General features: G+C 58.0%; 11 protein-coding genes and 2 pseudogenes. 2 read left to right on the top strand and 11 right to left on the bottom strand.

Translation table 11 applies throughout. From position 1 onward, the window contains the following. The first annotated feature begins 147 nt into the window (after positions 1 to 147). Positions 148 to 3,144, top strand: coding sequence for a sensor histidine kinase (locus tag AB4O09_RS19055; protein WP_013692995.1), 2,997 nt, complete (start codon positions 148 to 150; stop codon positions 3,142 to 3,144). After that, positions 3,141 to 3,770 (top strand): annotated as a pseudogene (locus AB4O09_RS19060) (response regulator). The gene AB4O09_RS19055 and the pseudogene AB4O09_RS19060 overlap by 4 nt, the downstream one beginning before the upstream one ends. Positions 3,771 to 3,846: 76 nt before the next feature. Here AB4O09_RS19060 and AB4O09_RS19065 read toward each other — a convergent pair. The 11 genes and pseudogenes from AB4O09_RS19065 to AB4O09_RS19115 all read right to left on the bottom strand — a co-directional run bounded on the left by AB4O09_RS19065 (position 3,847) and on the right by AB4O09_RS19115 (position 15,701). After that, positions 3,847 to 4,296: a chemotaxis protein CheD gene (locus AB4O09_RS19065; RefSeq protein WP_049798023.1), complete on the bottom strand. Its 450-nt coding sequence runs from the start codon at positions 4,294 to 4,296 to the stop codon at positions 3,847 to 3,849. A gap of 61 nt (positions 4,297 to 4,357) precedes the next feature. Beyond that, positions 4,358 to 5,161, bottom strand: coding sequence for a CheR family methyltransferase (locus tag AB4O09_RS19070; protein WP_013692992.1), 804 nt, complete (start codon positions 5,159 to 5,161; stop codon positions 4,358 to 4,360). Continuing rightward, a complete protein-coding gene (locus AB4O09_RS19075) occupies positions 5,158 to 5,682 on the bottom strand; it encodes a chemotaxis protein CheW (RefSeq protein ID WP_013692991.1) in 525 nt (174 codons plus the stop codon). The genes AB4O09_RS19070 and AB4O09_RS19075 overlap by 4 nt, the downstream gene beginning before the upstream one ends. A gap of 75 nt (positions 5,683 to 5,757) precedes the next feature. Then, on the bottom strand, positions 5,758 to 6,270 hold the full coding sequence (locus AB4O09_RS19080; RefSeq protein WP_013692990.1) for a chemotaxis protein CheW: 513 nt from the start codon (positions 6,268 to 6,270) through the stop codon (positions 5,758 to 5,760). A gap of 3 nt (positions 6,271 to 6,273) precedes the next feature. Then, complete coding sequence (locus AB4O09_RS19085) at positions 6,274 to 7,950, bottom strand: methyl-accepting chemotaxis protein (RefSeq protein ID WP_436244000.1); 1,677 nt, start codon at positions 7,948 to 7,950, stop codon at positions 6,274 to 6,276. A gap of 738 nt (positions 7,951 to 8,688) precedes the next feature. Further along, a complete protein-coding gene (locus tag AB4O09_RS19090) occupies positions 8,689 to 10,815 on the bottom strand; it encodes a chemotaxis protein CheA (RefSeq protein WP_100264144.1) in 2,127 nt (708 codons plus the stop codon). Positions 10,816 to 10,831: 16 nt separating this feature from the next. Further along, complete coding sequence (locus AB4O09_RS19095; RefSeq protein WP_013692987.1) at positions 10,832 to 11,149, bottom strand: STAS domain-containing protein; 318 nt, start codon at positions 11,147 to 11,149, stop codon at positions 10,832 to 10,834. Between the two features lie 32 nt (positions 11,150 to 11,181). Next, complete coding sequence (locus AB4O09_RS19100) at positions 11,182 to 11,550, bottom strand: response regulator (protein WP_013692986.1); 369 nt, start codon at positions 11,548 to 11,550, stop codon at positions 11,182 to 11,184. 11 nt (positions 11,551 to 11,561) lie between these two features. Continuing rightward, positions 11,562 to 12,164: pseudogene (locus AB4O09_RS19105) on the bottom strand (methyl-accepting chemotaxis protein); the annotation flags it as partial. A gap of 828 nt (positions 12,165 to 12,992) precedes the next feature. Next, positions 12,993 to 14,234, bottom strand: coding sequence for an HD-GYP domain-containing protein (locus AB4O09_RS19110; RefSeq protein WP_027912389.1), 1,242 nt, complete (start codon positions 14,232 to 14,234; stop codon positions 12,993 to 12,995). Between the two features lie 354 nt (positions 14,235 to 14,588). Then, entirely contained in the window at positions 14,589 to 15,701 is a 1,113-nt protein-coding gene (locus tag AB4O09_RS19115; protein ID WP_027912390.1) for a GNAT family N-acetyltransferase/peptidase C39 family protein, read from the bottom strand. Between the last annotated feature and the right edge of the window lie 45 nt (positions 15,702 to 15,746).

The following is a 15,746-nucleotide window of genomic DNA, read 5'->3' on the forward strand; positions in this document are numbered from 1 at the left end:
CCCTTCCTTTCGTCCGCGGGCAAAACCCTGCAGGTATACCAAGCATCGATCAAAACCCGTGGGCAGCCCTATGACCATAGTCGAACACTCGATTTAGCTCTCAAGACTTAAGCTATGCTCAGGAACGAGTTGCCAGAGGATGGGCGAATGGATTCAGCCATTGCGGTAGCAACACCGGACACGCAGGATGCGGACGACGTGGGTGTCTTGTTGCTGGATGCCCAGGGGGCGCTGCTCATCATGGATGACTGCGCCAGCGGATTGCTGGGGTTAAGCGAGACCGCCGCTTCCCTGGTTCCCTTACCCTCCCTGTTTTCTCTCAAGCCGCAGACTTTTGAACAGCACATCACCAATGCTCGGCTCAAGGGTAGCTGGCATTTCCAGGGCATGTCGGCCGGTGGTGACACGCTGAGTGTGAAGCTCGACTACAAAGCGCAACAATCCACGTACCTGGTAAAAATCCACCGTGCCGAACACATCCACCTTGCCGAGCAGGATTATCGCTTGGCGTTCGACTCCGCCGGTACGGGCCTGGCCTTGCTGCGAATAAGCGGCGAATGGATCGCGGCCAATCAAATGTTGTGCCAGATGTTTGGCTACACCGAAGAAGAACTTCGCGCGACGTCTTTCCAGCGGCTGACTCATCCGGACGATACCGATGTCAGCAAGGATGAATTAAACCGGCTCATCCAGGGGCAACGCTCAAGCCTGACACTGGAAAAACGCTACATTCGAAAAGACGGCAGCACACTGTGGGCACGATTGACGGTGGGTATCGCCCGTACCCCCGATGCAAGGGCGCTTTACTTTGTGTCGCAGCTTGAAGACATCAGTGAACACCTTGCCCTGCGCCAGGCCTTGTTCAATAACGAAAAAAAGTACCTGTCACTGGCCAAAAACTCACAAAACATCATCCTTCGCTACAACCGGCTCGGACAACAAATCTACGCCAACCCTGAGCTTGAGCGCGCCAGGGGCTTTCCCAACACTCACATTACTGAACGCACCTCGACACCCGATCAGCTCGACGAGTACTTTCGCACGCAAGTAAAACTCACGTTATCTACCGGCGCAGCAAACACGTTCCTGCTGGAAAGCAGGGACCCGTATTCAGGTCGCTCCGTGGATTTCCTGTGCAACCTGACGCCGGAGCATGACGAAACAGGCGAGCTTTGCGGAGCGCTTGTCACGGCCCAGGATATCAGTGCGTTGCGCCGCCAGGAGCGCGCCGAAAATGCGCGCTCTGCCATTTTCCAAAAAATGGTCACTAACGACACGCTGCTTGAGGTGCTGCCGCTGCTCAGCGCCTACCTGGAAATCCTGACACCCGAGTTTCGCAACGCCATGGCTTTCAAAGCCGTGCCCGGCGACGATTCCCTTCGAGCGCCACCGACGGACACATCCTTGATTGAAACCTGCCTGGCCGACGACCTTGGCCGACATCCCGGGCTGTTCGAGCATCCTCACTTCATACGTGATTTAAGGCGCGATGCCTCTGACCTTGCTTTCAGCCAGCCCGCCTTGCAGGCAGGCTACCGGGGTTGCTGGGTAGAACCGGTGATCAATAAGACCGGCGTCACGCTGGGCGTCATCCTGTTGTTCGTCGGCGGTGAAACCCAACTGAGCGAGCAGGACCGCAAGCATGCGCAAATGGCCAGTCATATCGGCGCCATCGCCTGGGAGCGCTGCTCAGCCCACAGCCACTTGGCCCAAAGCGAACGTCGCTACCGCGAAGTCTTCGATCATTCGCAAGACATGCTTTGCCTGCTCGCTGTGGATGCCGACCAGCAACTCAGTTGCCTGGAGGCCAATCCAAAGCTGTGCGAGATGCTCGCCAAGAGTCATTCGGACATGATCGGCCAACCGTTGGGCCAATGCCTGGAAAAAGAAGCCGCAAGTATTGTCGAGGCTATCTGCCTGCACTGCATCGCCGTGGGTGCTCCCATCGAGCTGGATGCGCATCTGCCTTGCAGTCAACGCTCGATCGTTGTCCACTTCAACCTGGTGCCCGTAGCCGATTCAAATGGGCGCTTGCATCGCCTGGTCTGCATTGCTCGCAACATCACCGATATCCGGGAAGCCCGGCGCAACGAATTGGCCCGGCAGCAGGAACTCGGCACATTGGTTGAAAACTCTCCTGATGGCATTGCACGACTGAGTCGCACGGGAGAACTGTTGTTCATCAATCCGGCATTGGAAACCTGGTTGGATCGCCCGCAGATCGACTTGCTGCACAAGGACCTGCTCGAGATCCTGCCGAAAAACCTGCAGAGCCAACTATTCCGTGCAGCCGTCATCGAAGCTGTGGAAAAGGGCCAGCCCCTGGAGCATGAGTATGTGCTCACCGAGCAGCATCGACTGCAACGCGTGTATCACATCAGTCTCGTTCCCGAGCAGGACATCCAGGGAAAAATTGCCACCGTGCTGGCTGTCGTTCGCGATATATCGCAGCTGCGCCTGGCCGAACTGCGCCTGGCATCGCTCAACAAGCAACTGCGCCAATTGATGTCCAGTCGGGAAAGTGCGCGGGAAGAGGAGCGCAAGTTGATCGCCCAGGAGATCCACGATGAACTCGGGCAACATCTGACCGCAATCCGCATGGGCACGTCGCTGCTGCGCTTCCAGTACGGCGAGCAACTGCCCCAGCTCAGTGAACAAGTCGCACGCCTGCTGCAACTGATCGACCAGACGGTGCAAGTGGTCAGGGATATTTCCACCAGCCTGCGCCCTTCCATCCTCAACATGGGTATCGCCGCGTCACTGGAATGGCTGACCGACACGTTCAAGCAGCAATGGGGCATCGACTGCAACCTGCAGATTCATCCGCCGCAAATCCGTCTGGACGATGCCAGTGCAACCGCTGCATTTCGAATCGCCCAGGAGTCGCTGACCAACATTGCCCGGCACGCCGAAGCCACCCGGGTCAACATCACGTTTGAGCAAGGCGACAATGGCTGGTCGCTGGAAATCACCGACAACGGCAAAGGCTTTGAGCAACGTGAACAATCGTCCAGGACCCTCGGCTTGCTGGGCATGCGCGAACGGGGCCTGACTTTGGGAGGGACCACCACCATATCCAGCAGCATCGGCAGCGGTACTACCGTTCAACTGCGCGTACCTGTTTCAAGGAGTCACGACTCATGATCCGTTTAATGGTGGCCGACGATCACACGATCATGCGCGAAGGCCTCAAGCAGTTGTTCGCGCTGGTCAAGGATTTTTCCGTGGTGGCGGAAGCGGAAAATGGTGCCCAGGTCCTGGAGTTGCTGCGCCACACAGACGTAGACGTGCTACTGCTCGACATGACCATGCCCGGTTCAAGTGGCGAAGATTTGATTGGCCGTATCCACGCCCATTACCCCAAGCTGCCGATGCTCATCTTGAGCATGCACAATGAAGCCCATATAGCCCAACGTGCGCTACGCGCCGGCGCCTCAGGCTACATGACCAAGGACCGCGACCCGGAAGCGCTGCTGGCAGCGATCCGCAAGGTGAGCACCGGGGCGCGCTACCTGGATCCACAACTGGCCGAGCAGATCGCACTCCAGAGCAGCGGTGTAACGCCCGAAAACGCTGCGCAGAGCCTGACCTGACGTGAATTCCAGATCCTGCGCATGCTGGCTCAAGGGCTGAGCGTCAACCAGATTGCCGAACAACTGGTGATCAGCAATAAAACCGTCAGCACCCACAAGACACGGCTGATGGAGAAGATGTGCTTTGCCACCAGCACAGACCTGGTGCGCTACGCCTTGAATGAAGGACTGGTCTGAAACGACGGCACGATCTCAGGGCTGATGTCCGCGAACGCCGCATGCCACCGCGCAATCAACACCTTGATCCGCGCCATCAGGCATGACTCTTGGGCGCTTCGAATACCTTGAGCAGCGAGTTGACATGATTGAGTTGAAGGCGTCCGGTGCTCACATCGAACACCAGGTGGCGATGCCCCCGGCCACCTACGTGATAAACCCGGCATTGCAACCCATGGGCCTGGATCAGGCTCCTGGCGGCATCGACGTTCTGTTGGCCAATCCCGATACCGTTGCACCGTTTGATCCCTGGGAACATGTCAGCCCCGCCAAAAAGGCTCACCTCGAACTGCTCGGGCCGAGCCCCCGCACGATGAATGCACTCCAACAGCAGCGCCAACGCATCGGCGGCGTAACGACCGTTCAGGTTGCCCACGCCTTGCGACCGTTGCCGCGGCAGCATGTAATGACACATGCCACCCAACAAGCGTTGCGGATGCCAAAACACCAGTGCGACACAGGACCCCAGGACGGTACACAAGCGCATTTGGCGCCCTCCAAAAACTACGTCTCCGGGTTGCAGGAAATACTCGACCACCCGAGCCACCTCAAGCGTCCGGCTTGCGGTAGATAGACGGTTTGACCAACTGCAATTCATCGCTGATGCCATTCAGGCTTTCTGAATGACTCACGATGAAGTAGCCGCCTGGCCGCAGGTGTTTGCTCAAGCGTCTCACCACCTCAGACTTGGTCTGGTTATCGAAATAGATCATCACATTGCGCAGGAAGATCACGTCGAACTGCCCCACCGAAGGCAGTGCATTATTCAAGTTGATCGAAGTGAACGTGATACGTGACGCCAACGCGCGATCAACCATGAAAACGCCGTTGTTGCTGCCCACGCCCCTCAGGCAGTACCTGTTCAGCAGCGCCTCGGGAATGCCGCGGATACCGTCCAGCGGGTAGCGTCCGCCCTGGGCTTTTTCCAGCACCCGGCTGCTGATATCGGAAGCGAGGATCTCCCATGGCCGGGTGCCCAGGCTGTCGGCCAGCACCATGGCCAGGGTGTAGGGTTCTTCTCCGGTGGAACAGGCCCCACTCCAGATGCGCACCGGGCCATTGCCACGAAGCTCGGGGAGAATCACATCGCGCAGAAACTCAAAATGCCTGGGTTCGCGGAAAAAGTAGGTTTCGTTGGTGGTCAGCAAGTCCACCGCCATTTGCAACTCGGTCCGGTCCTTCATCAACAAGCGATAATAGCTGCCGTAGGTCGTCAAGTTGAAAAACTGCAAGCGCTTGGCCAGGCGGCCACTGACCAGCTGTTTCTTGGCAACGGATAGGCTGATCCCGGCAATTTCGTGAATCATTGCCCGAAACTGCTGGAACTCGTTGTCGGAGAGCACGACATTCATGGTCTCGGCCCGTCAGCGTTGACGTTCGAAGGGAGCAGCGCCGACCAGTCCTCGCTACTGAGCATGTGCTCGATGTCCAGTAACAAGACGAAACGATCACTGAGCTTGCCGACCCCCACCACAAATGCAGGGCTAAGGCGCCCCTGGAGTGCCGGTGCCGGCTCGATCTGCTCGGCCGGTATCTCCAGCACTTCGCTGACTGCGTCCACGATGATGCCCACCAGGCCTGCGCCGCCGCTGCCGTGGACCTCCAGCATGACGATGCAGGTGTGTGGGTTTTCCAGGGTCTGGGCGCCCCCGAAACACAGCCCGAGGTCCAGCACAGGAATGGCCGCTCCGCGCAGATTGGTGATGCCGCGAACCTTCGGCGGCGCCATCGGCAACGGCGTAATCGGACCGTACTCGACAATTTCCCGTACACACAGGGTGCCTATCGCGAACATCTCCTGGCCCACGCTGAAGGTCAGGTACTGTGGCGCTGCCGTCCCTGGGGCCGGCAAGCGCGAGGCAGATATGGACATGGTTCATTCCTCGGGATCCACCGTAGACGGCAGCATCCATCTCAAGACAACGTAGGCATGCCTGAGCGCTACCACTCAGTGCAACTGGCTGGCGATCTCACTGACACACAGCACCTGGTCGATCTGAAGCACAGTCAGGAACGCACCCCGCACCTTGACCATCCCTCGAATGAAGTCTTCACGGATCCGGTTTCCGATCGCCGGAGCGGCCTTGATGTCGGCCAACTCGATTTCGATCACCTCGCTCACCGAGTCGACTACGATACCCAGCACTTGCGGCTCGCCTTCCTGAACCAGTTCCAGGATAACGATGCAGGTCCTGCTGCCTTGCTGCGTGGCGCCCCTGCTAAAGCGCGCCTGCAGATCGATCACCGGCACCACCGAACCGCGCAGATTGATCACTCCGCGGATAAAATCCGGCATCATCGGTACGCTTGTAACCTGGCCGTACTCGATGATTTCTCGCACGCACAAGGTATCGATCGCATAAAGCTCCCTGGCGGATACGAACGTCAGGAATTGCAGGAATTCGCTGTCACACGGACTCTGCGGTGCGCGCTCGAAATGGCTCAAGACTGCAGGTTCCATGGCTCAACTCCCGAAGCGAATGAAACCGCCTTCCTGGGCATGCTCACTGCTTTGCATGCCGCCCAGACTGGAAGATGCGGCCCGTGGTACGGCAGAAACCGCAACCCGACCATGCAGGGTGAAAAAGCCCATCAACTCTTGCAACTGCTCGGCCTGGCTACTCATTTCCTCGGCGGTAGCAGCCAGCTCTTCGGACGCCGAGGCGTTTTGCTGAGTGATCTGGCTCATCTGCGACATGGCGGTATTGATCTGCTCCGAGCCGATGGACTGCTCTTCAGATGCAGCGGCAATCTCCTGGACCAAATCAGAGGTCTTGGTAATCGAGGGTACGATTTCATCAAGCAGATTGCCGGCCCGCTCAGCCAGGGCAACACTGTTCTTGGCCACTTGGCCGATTTCCTGCGCCGCGACCTGGCTGCGTTCGGCGAGCTTGCGCACCTCAGCGGCGACGACTGCGAAACCTTTGCCGTGCTCACCGGCACGGGCCGCTTCGATGGCCGCGTTGAGCGCCAGCAGATTCGTCTGGTAGGCAATCGAGTCGACGATCCCTATTTTCTCGGCGATGGTTTTCATGGCCGAGACGGTGTCCTTGACGGCCTGTCCACCTTCACTCGCTTCCTTGCTCGCCTTGCCGGCCATGCCATCGGTCACTTTGGCATTCTCGGTGTTCTGGGAAATCGACGCCGACATCTGTTCCATCGACGCCGATGTCTCTTCAACCGACGCTGCCTGTACCGAAGCCGACTGGCTGATACTCTGGGCCGTGGCGGAAATTTCTTCCGAGGCACTGGACAGCGAATCGGCGGAACTGCGCACCTCGCCAATGATCTGCGAAAGCTTGCTCACCGTTTCGTTGACCGCATTCTTCAAGTCTTGCAGGCTGCCCAGGTAATCACCTTTGACGCTGCGGGTCAGGTCACCACTGGACAGGGCCACCATGACCGTCATCGCTTCGTTGAGAGGGGCAACGATAGAGTCCAGGGTGCTGTTGATCCCCGCCACGATGCGGCGGAAATCACCTTGATGACGGGTGCTGTCTGCACGGGTATCGAGCTTGCCGATCATGGCATTCTCGCTCAGCATCTGGGTGTCTTCGATCAGCGCCTGGACGTTGCTGCGCAGCTGTTCGATGTTGTCGTTGATGAAAGCTTTTTTGCCGGGAAAACGGGCCAGCGGTGCCGACAGGTCACCTTCGCCGAAGGAACGTATGCAAGCCATGGCCTGTTTTTTCACGCTGATGTGGCCATTGACCATGTCGTTGATGCCCTGGGCAATCTGACGGTACGAGCCTTGGAATCGCTGTACGTCGATCTGCACATCAATGTCGCCTTTCTCGTGCTCGTCCGACATGTGACGCATCTCTTCGATCAACGCCGTGATGGTGCTGCGAAGATGCTCGATGGTGACGTTAATAAAGGCTTTCTTGCCGGGGAACGCTTGCAGGGACGCCTGCAGATCGCCCTCACTGATCGACTTGATGCAGGCCATGGCTTGCTTCTTGACGCTGATATGCCCACTGACCATATCGTTGATGCCTTGGGCCATCAGCCCATAGCTGCCAGCAAAACGTGCCGCATCGATCTGCACGTCGATGTCGCCTTTGTCATGCTCTGCGGACATGTGATTCATTTCGCTGATCAGTTGATTCAAGGTCCCGCCCAGCCGGTCCATGGAGCCCATCAGCCCGGTACGTTCAGGGCCATTGTTGCTGCCCTGCACATCCAGTTGCCCGGCCACCAACCGCTCGGCCAGCAGCCGAAGATCATCGGGCTCGCCACCCAATGCGTGGAGCAGCCGGCGTACCAGGAAGAAGCCGATCAAGCAGATGACCAGCAAGGTGGCGCCGCCGACCAAAGCGATGCTGTAGATCGCCGTCTGTTCGGTCGATGCCGCGATCGCCGCATTTTTACGCCCCAGGTCCAGGTTGTACTGACGGATATCGCTCAAGGCGGAGGTGATCTTTTCACGCGTCACCTCCAGGTCGAGCAGCAAACTACGGGCTTCAGGGGCGGCATTCTTGAAGGCGTTATCGAAACGTTCCATGCCTCGGTTGTATTCATTGACCGTGCTGCGCAAGGCGCTGAGCAGCGTCGCATCATGATCATCGGAGACGAACTCTTTCTGGTAGCGATCCAGCGCCTGGATCACCGTATCCTTGTCGCTTTGCAGGGGACTACCGGCCGGTCCGGACAGACTCTGCCATTGCCGGCTGTGGCTATCCGCCAGGGCCAGGGCCACTTGATCCAGCAACTGCAGGCTGGGCACTGTATTGACTTGTGCATAGCTGGCAGTGGTCCTGACCCCACCCATCAGATAAAGACTGAGACTGACCAGGATCAGGATGCCCAACACAGCTGAGGCGACCAGCAGCGAGATATTTTTTTTGACGGTCATGATGCTGTACTCCAGGGAGAACGATTAAGTCAATTCAGGACTGAGGGTCGCACCGTGCTTCTGTCGGCTAGGGACCTGCCCGAGTAGTTTTGGAATATCCAGGATCAACGCTACTGCTCCGTTCCCCAGGATGGTGAAGCCGCCCAGTCCATGAGCTGTACCGAAAATCTTGCCCAACGGCTTGATCACTGTCTGGAACTCACCGAGCAATTGATCGACGACCAGGCCCACCCGCATCCCTGCGTAATGCACGACCACGATGTTTTCACGGCCATGGTTAGGCTCATCGATGGCGAACATCTCGCGCAGGCGCAGGACTGGGAGTACCGAGCCCCGCAGGTCCAGGAAGTCCTGATCGCTGCAGTCGTCGGTCGATAGCTCGATGCACTCTTCAACCACGTCCAGAGGCAAGACATAAGAGGCATTGCCCACCCCGATCAGAAAGCCATCGATGATGGCCAGGGTCAGCGGCAGGCGGATACGCACCGTGGTGCCCACCCCTTCCTCGCTTTCCAGGTTGACCGAGCCTCGCAGGGCGACAATGTTTCGTTTGACGACGTCCATTCCCACGCCGCGCCCGGACAGGTTGCTGACCTGATCGGCAGTGGAGAAGCCTGGCTCGAAAATCAGATTGAGAATGTCGCCGTCGGCAAGCTGTTGCCCTTCGGCAACCAGGCCGCGCTCAATCGCCTTGGCAAGAATGCGTTGCTTGTTCAGGCCACCCCCGTCGTCACTGACTTCAATGACGATGCTGTTGGCCTCGTGATAGGCATTGAGGCGAACGGTGCCCTGTTCAGGCTTGCCGCGCTCGCGGCGCAGTTGGGAGGGTTCGATGCCGTGGTCCATGGCGTTGCGCACCAGGTGGGTCAGGGGATCGCCGATGCGTTCAACCACCGTCTTGTCCAGCTCGGTCTCGGCGCCGAGCACCTGCAAGGCGATGTCCTTGCCCAGTTCCTTGGAGACATCGCGCACCACCCGCTGGAAGCGGTTGAATGTGCCGCCAATCTGCACCATTCGCAGGGTCAGGGCGCAGTCGCGCACCTCCTCTACAAGACGCGAGAGCGAGCTTGTCGCTTCAATCAGTTCGCTGATGCCGCTTTGGATCGCCCCCAGATTGGCACCAGCACCGGCGATGATCAGTTCGCCCACCAGGTTGATCAATTGATCCAGTTTTCCGGCGTCGACACGAATCAGATTACCTTCGGCCGGACGGGCCTCTTTTGCTCCCCGGTTCTTGGTGACATTATCGCGAGCCGCCTGGTCTGGTACCACGGCGGACACCGCGACAGTCGTCGATTCATCTGAAGACGGGCTCGCCTGCCAACCGTCACGTGGCACGGAACCACAGGCGATAAAGGCTTCGACCATGGCATCGGGCTCCGCATCGAGACGGCCGATCAACGCCCGGAAGCCTGCCAAGTCGCCGTTGCACGGCAACACGCAGATCTGGCTACCCTCACGAACGAAGTCGAATGCACCTTCAATGGTGGCCTGGTCGGCATCACTGACAAACCCCAGCTCAAATCCCAGGTAACAGGTTTCCGGATCCATCGTCGAGATATCCGGCATGCCCTCGGTGATGCACACGACCGCGCCGATCTGGCCGAAACTGTTGAGGTAACGCAGCAACGACAGCGGGTCCATACCGTTGCGCAAGACGTCGGGACACAGGCGCAGGGACAAGTGCCAACGCGCGGTACAAGTCGATTGCAGCGGCTTGATCGTTGCCAGGGACGGCGCCGATTCGTGACGGTGCTCGAGGTAGCCGTTAAGACGCTCGACCAACGCCGCGCCCTGCCGCTCATGCTCTGCGGTCATGCCTTGCAGGTCACCGTGGCTGGCAAGCAATTCAATCAGCGTGCACAAGTGGTCCCGCACTTCCAGGAACAGGGCACTCAGCGATTCGTCGACCCGCAGTTCATGTCCACGGACCCGATCCAGCACGCTTTCTGCCACATGGGTAAAGGCAACGATCGGCGTGAAGCCAAACAGGCCGGCAGAACCTTTGATGGTATGGGCGACGCGAAACAAGGCGTTGATTGTGTCGACATCATCCGGCGCCTGTTCGATCTGCAGCAACGCCTCTTCCATCAGGAGCAGAAGCTCCTGGCTTTCGGCGATGAACGTTCGTAGCACGTCGTCCAGATTCATGGGCGAACTCATGGCTTCAACCTCTCTGCTGAAGGGACGGAGCCGACTGGTCGAAAAAGCTGTGCAACCCACTCATGTCCAGTGCATCAAGCACCGCCGTACTGGGGTTGCTCAGCAGCAGGTTGGAGCCATGGCGCAGCGACTCCTGTTTGATCAGCACCAACAGCTGGAGCCCGGCGGTATCCATTTCGTCCACGCCGCCCAGATCCATTTCGACTTCCTGAGCCAACGGAAACAGCTCCAGCAACAGGTCTTTGCGTTCAGCGGCGGTGTAAATGGTCAGTGGCCCTTCGAGAACCAGAATCCGACGCAGACAAGCCGTGGTATTTGTCATGACAACCTCCTTTCCAGGGACTCTGGGCGGCGCTACGGCATGATCAGTTTGGAGACGGCACCCAGCATCTGGGCCGGCTGGAAGGGCTTGACCATCCAGGCCTTGGCACCGACGGCCTGGCCCTGTTGCTTCATGGCCTCTCCGGTTTCGGTGGTCAGCATGATCACGGGCGTGAACTTGTAGGCCGGCAGTTGTTTAGCGGCCTTGATGAAGCTGAGGCCGTCCATGTTCGGCATGTTCACGTCACTTACAATCAAGTGGATCTTGCGTCCGTCGAGCTTGGTCAGGGCGTCACGACCGTCAACACCTTCGATGACCTCGTATCCGGCGCCCTTCAAGGTGATGCTCACCACTTGGCGAATGGAGGCAGAGTCATCGACAATCAGGATGGTTTTGCTCATGGGGAAACTCCCTAGAAAAAAGTGATCTCGGATGAAGTGCTGCTCACCACAGGCTTACCGTGATGGATCGCATGCTGTTCAGGCATGGTGTAGGTGCTCGCCAATTGCTCAAGCCAGGCATCCGCGATGATCGGGGCCGGTGTGCCGCCAGCGAGCGCGAATTGCTGGCGTTCGACGATATGCCCATGCAGCTTGCCAAGGTCGTTGTTGACCAGGGAAAGCATCTGGCCGACTCGATCCTGGAACTGCAGGGCGACCAGTACCCCCGATATCTCGGTGGCAACGTTTTCGCTCTGCTGCTGAAGACTGCTGCTGGTATCGACAATGGCCTGGGCGTTGTGCCGGAAGTGCTCGATCACCTGGAACACCAGTTGCTCCGAATGAGCCAGGGTTTGCGAATCCTGCTGCGCCTGGTGCTGAGACAGCTCGACGGTGCGAGAGATGGCAGCGTTGACGGCATTGACCGTTTCGCTGATTTTCTGCCCCGTCTCCCCGGATAGACTGGACAGCTTGCGCACTTCATCCGCCACTACCGCGAAGCCGCGTCCGGCATCCCCTGCCCGCGCCGCTTCAATCGCGGCGTTGAGTGCCAACAGATTGGTCTGCTGGGCAATATCACCGACGAACTTGGCCATCTCCTGCAATTGAGAGGTGAAGTCGGAAAGAAGCAATACCTCCTTGAGTTGCGACTCCTTGCGCAACAGCGCATCGCGAAGGGCAACCATGATCGAGTCCAGGTCCCGCTGGCCGACCTCAAGAATTTCCAGCAACCGTGTACCCGAGCTCTGGCTCGCCCCTTGGGAAGCAGAAGCACTGATGTCTCCCGACAGCGTCGCGAAGCGGTTACTCAGCTTGAGAATCGACTCCTCGCTGAGGATGCGCGCTGCATCGATCTGCTGGCTCCAGATCGGCAGTACCTGTGCGCATACCTCGCCCAATCCTTCATCCGGCGAAGCGGTCAGCGGAAGGTGAAGTGGCTGATCATCGCCTTGCTGTGCGTGCTGCCGACTACTCAATAAACGCCGGCTCCACACACCCATCAGCAACGCGCCAAGCAAGACCAGCACGCAACTGGCTGCACTGCGCAGACTGAAGTCCGTGCTGACCAGAATCGCGACACAACCGAAAACTCCCGTCAGTCCCGCGGGCAGCATCAAGATCAGGGGGAGGAAATTACCTGTCCTTTCACCTTCATCTCTCCAGTTCAGTGCGGATCCGACGGGACCCCGCGCAAGACATCCACGATAGGGATGCTCGGTTTTGTTGGCTTGGAGAGATAATGGCCAAGTGATGGCCGTGGAACTATCGGAGCATCCTGATTTACACCTAAGGATTGCGGTTGGTGCGGTAGGAGAATTCCTACCCGACGGTGACAGTCCCCCAAAACGACAGCAAAAAAAAACCAGCGACAGGCGCTGGTAAAAAACTCGAACTCGCACGCGTCATCCAAATCGCGACTCGCTGCCCTGCCCCGTGCCCACCCAGAGCGCTTCAAGGCTCTTGAAGCCCCAGGTCTTCTCCGACTCAATGCTGACGATGCTGTCCTGCCCACAGGCCAGATCAATACATTCGGGAGGCAGCGGCATACGACTCGACGCCGAGTAGAAAACCTTCACCCTGGGCGTGAGCAAATAATCGGCGTGTTGCTCCATTACCACTGCCAACCTGCCACTTTGAAGGCGTACCAAAGCACCAACCGGATAGATACCAATGCATTTGACGAAGGCGTGAAACACTTTCTGATCGAAATGCCCGCTCCATCCCGCCATTTTTCGAATCGATTCGGCGGGGCCCCAGCGATCCCGATAAGGACGGTCAGACGTCACGGCGTCATACACATCACAGACAGCGGCCATGCGCGCGAATAGACTGATCTGGGTGCCACATAACTTATGGGGATAGCCACTGCCGTCCACCTTCTCATGGTGATGCAGGCAAACGTCCTGCACCCGGGAAGTGAAATGCCTGCTGTCCGCCAGCAGCCTGGCACCCTCCTCAGGGTGTGTGCGCATCGTCATGTGTTCGGTGTCATTCAAGGGCAATGGTTTCGCCAGGATGGCTGTGGGTATCACCATCTTGCCCACGTCATGCAGCAAGCCCGCCAGCCCGGCTTCTTGTACCAGTTGCGGCGGTAAATCCAGCTGACGTGCCAAACCAATCATCAACCCACAGACGGCTACCGAATGCATGTAGGTATATTCATCGGCAGTCTTGAGGCGCACCAGGCTGAGCAGTGCATCAGGATGACGTAACAGCGAGTCGGAGATTTCACCAACCATGTCCGTGACTCGATCCAGTTGAACGATCCGTCCCATGCGCAAGTCGCCGAACATCTCCATGACCGCCGCCTTGGAACTGGAGCAAAGCTTGACCGCCCTCAACAACTCTTCGCTCATTGCCACCCTCGGACGCGGTCCGGGTACTTCGGTGCATGATCGGGTCGACAAGCGTGGGGGCTGCTGAGCCTGCACAGTGTTTTCATCAGGCGCAGAGGCTTGCACGTCCGCCCCCTTGGACAGGTCGATCCACGCACCAACAATGTCCGAGGCAAGGACTTTCTCCAGCACCTCCTCATTCTGAATCAGGAAGCTTTTGTTCCAGAATGGACGCTCTACACAGGAGCCGGAGAGTTCCTGGACATACATTCCTACGCAAAGATCGGTTACACCGATATGCCTCAACACGACACAGATCCTCCTCTGTCCGCAACCGCTTCCTGAATTGCCCGAAGCGCGATTGTCTTGGATACGCACCAGGATGCCACCCTAGCGCTTGAATAATAGCCAGGTGCCATCAACTATATAATCGGAGCAATCTTATTTAGGGCTAGGAAATACAGAGGGTCGTGTAGGGATTTTCCTACGCCGCGTCACCCACTAAGAACGGAACGCATCAACCTTGAGTCCAAACCGGCTCATTTTTTTGTACAACCCGTACCACCTGCTGGTTCATCTTTGCTGGGAGCCTGCGTAAAAAAGTCGAAGCCGCCCCTTCCCAACCGCAACACTTCATTACCGAAACGGGGGTTGGGTATCGCTTCATACCTTGGGCATAGATTGACGAGGGTAAATCGTCACGGAGGCGCGTAGCTTATTGCCGCCGAAAACACACATTCTGTCGAACGCCTTGTGGCTGACGGGAAGATGCTGGCAGTCAAGTGCCTGACGGTGCTGACTATGATCAATGTCTGGATCATGCAGGTAGACGAAGTCCTCATCGTAATCAGTGACAATGACCCAGTGTGGGGCTTTTGAGCGCGTCAGTCGGTAGCTGCTGATCAACACCAGGGGTTGACCGCCCTCCTTCAGTGCGAGGGCCAGGTCCAGTTGGTTGCTGCTCACCTGCTCCACATCACTCTGCGCGAGTTCGCTGCAGAACGCTTCGTGTACCAGGCGCATTACTTCTTTTTTATGTTCGTCGCGCACGCCGTCGAGAAATAGCGGACCTGCGATACTCACCTGCAAGCGTACTCGAAACCCCCGGCGCCAGGCCGCGAGTGCCAACCCTTGGGGACTGCAACCGCCGTGCCCTGAAGTCATGAACACGGTGGTGGCTTCACGCCAGATCTGCAGTTCGTCCCGACGCCCGATTAAACGATCGGGTTGCAATGCCTTCATGGCCATCAAGAGGCAAGCCGGGCCGCAGGTAAACTCAGTGGTCTGCTGGTAGTAAGGCACCTGGAGCTCACGGTTTTCCCGAGGCTGCACAACACGTTTTTCCAAGCGCAGCGCATGCAAGTGGTCTTCGTAGTAGTCATTTACCACGGCGAAGCGCCGGTATCCATTGCGCTCATAAAGACTGATGGCAACCGGATTATCCGGTCGGACTTCCAGTCGCAGGTAGGCGCAGTCGTTCGCGCGTGCGCACTCTTCCGCCTGATCCAGTAGCTGTTTCCCCAAGCCCAGGCCACGACTATGGGTGGCGATGGCGATGGAGTACAGACGCGCCAGCGAGGTGCCGCGGTGGAACAAGACCAGGCAGTAGCCCATCAATTGGCTCTCGGCCTGCGCGACGATCAGGCTGGCATGGGCTCGGCCGATCATCCACTGGAAACTGCGCGGCGTGAGTCGGTCATGAGTAAAGCACTGGTTTTCCAATTCCAGCAGAGACTTCAGGTCATCGTGTGTCGCCTTGCGAAATACCAGATTCATATAGCCGCCGTAAAAGTTGCGTAACGAAACGAGACTTTTAAAAAG

It is taken from the genome of Pseudomonas sp. H1_F01 (assembly GCF_054681425.1).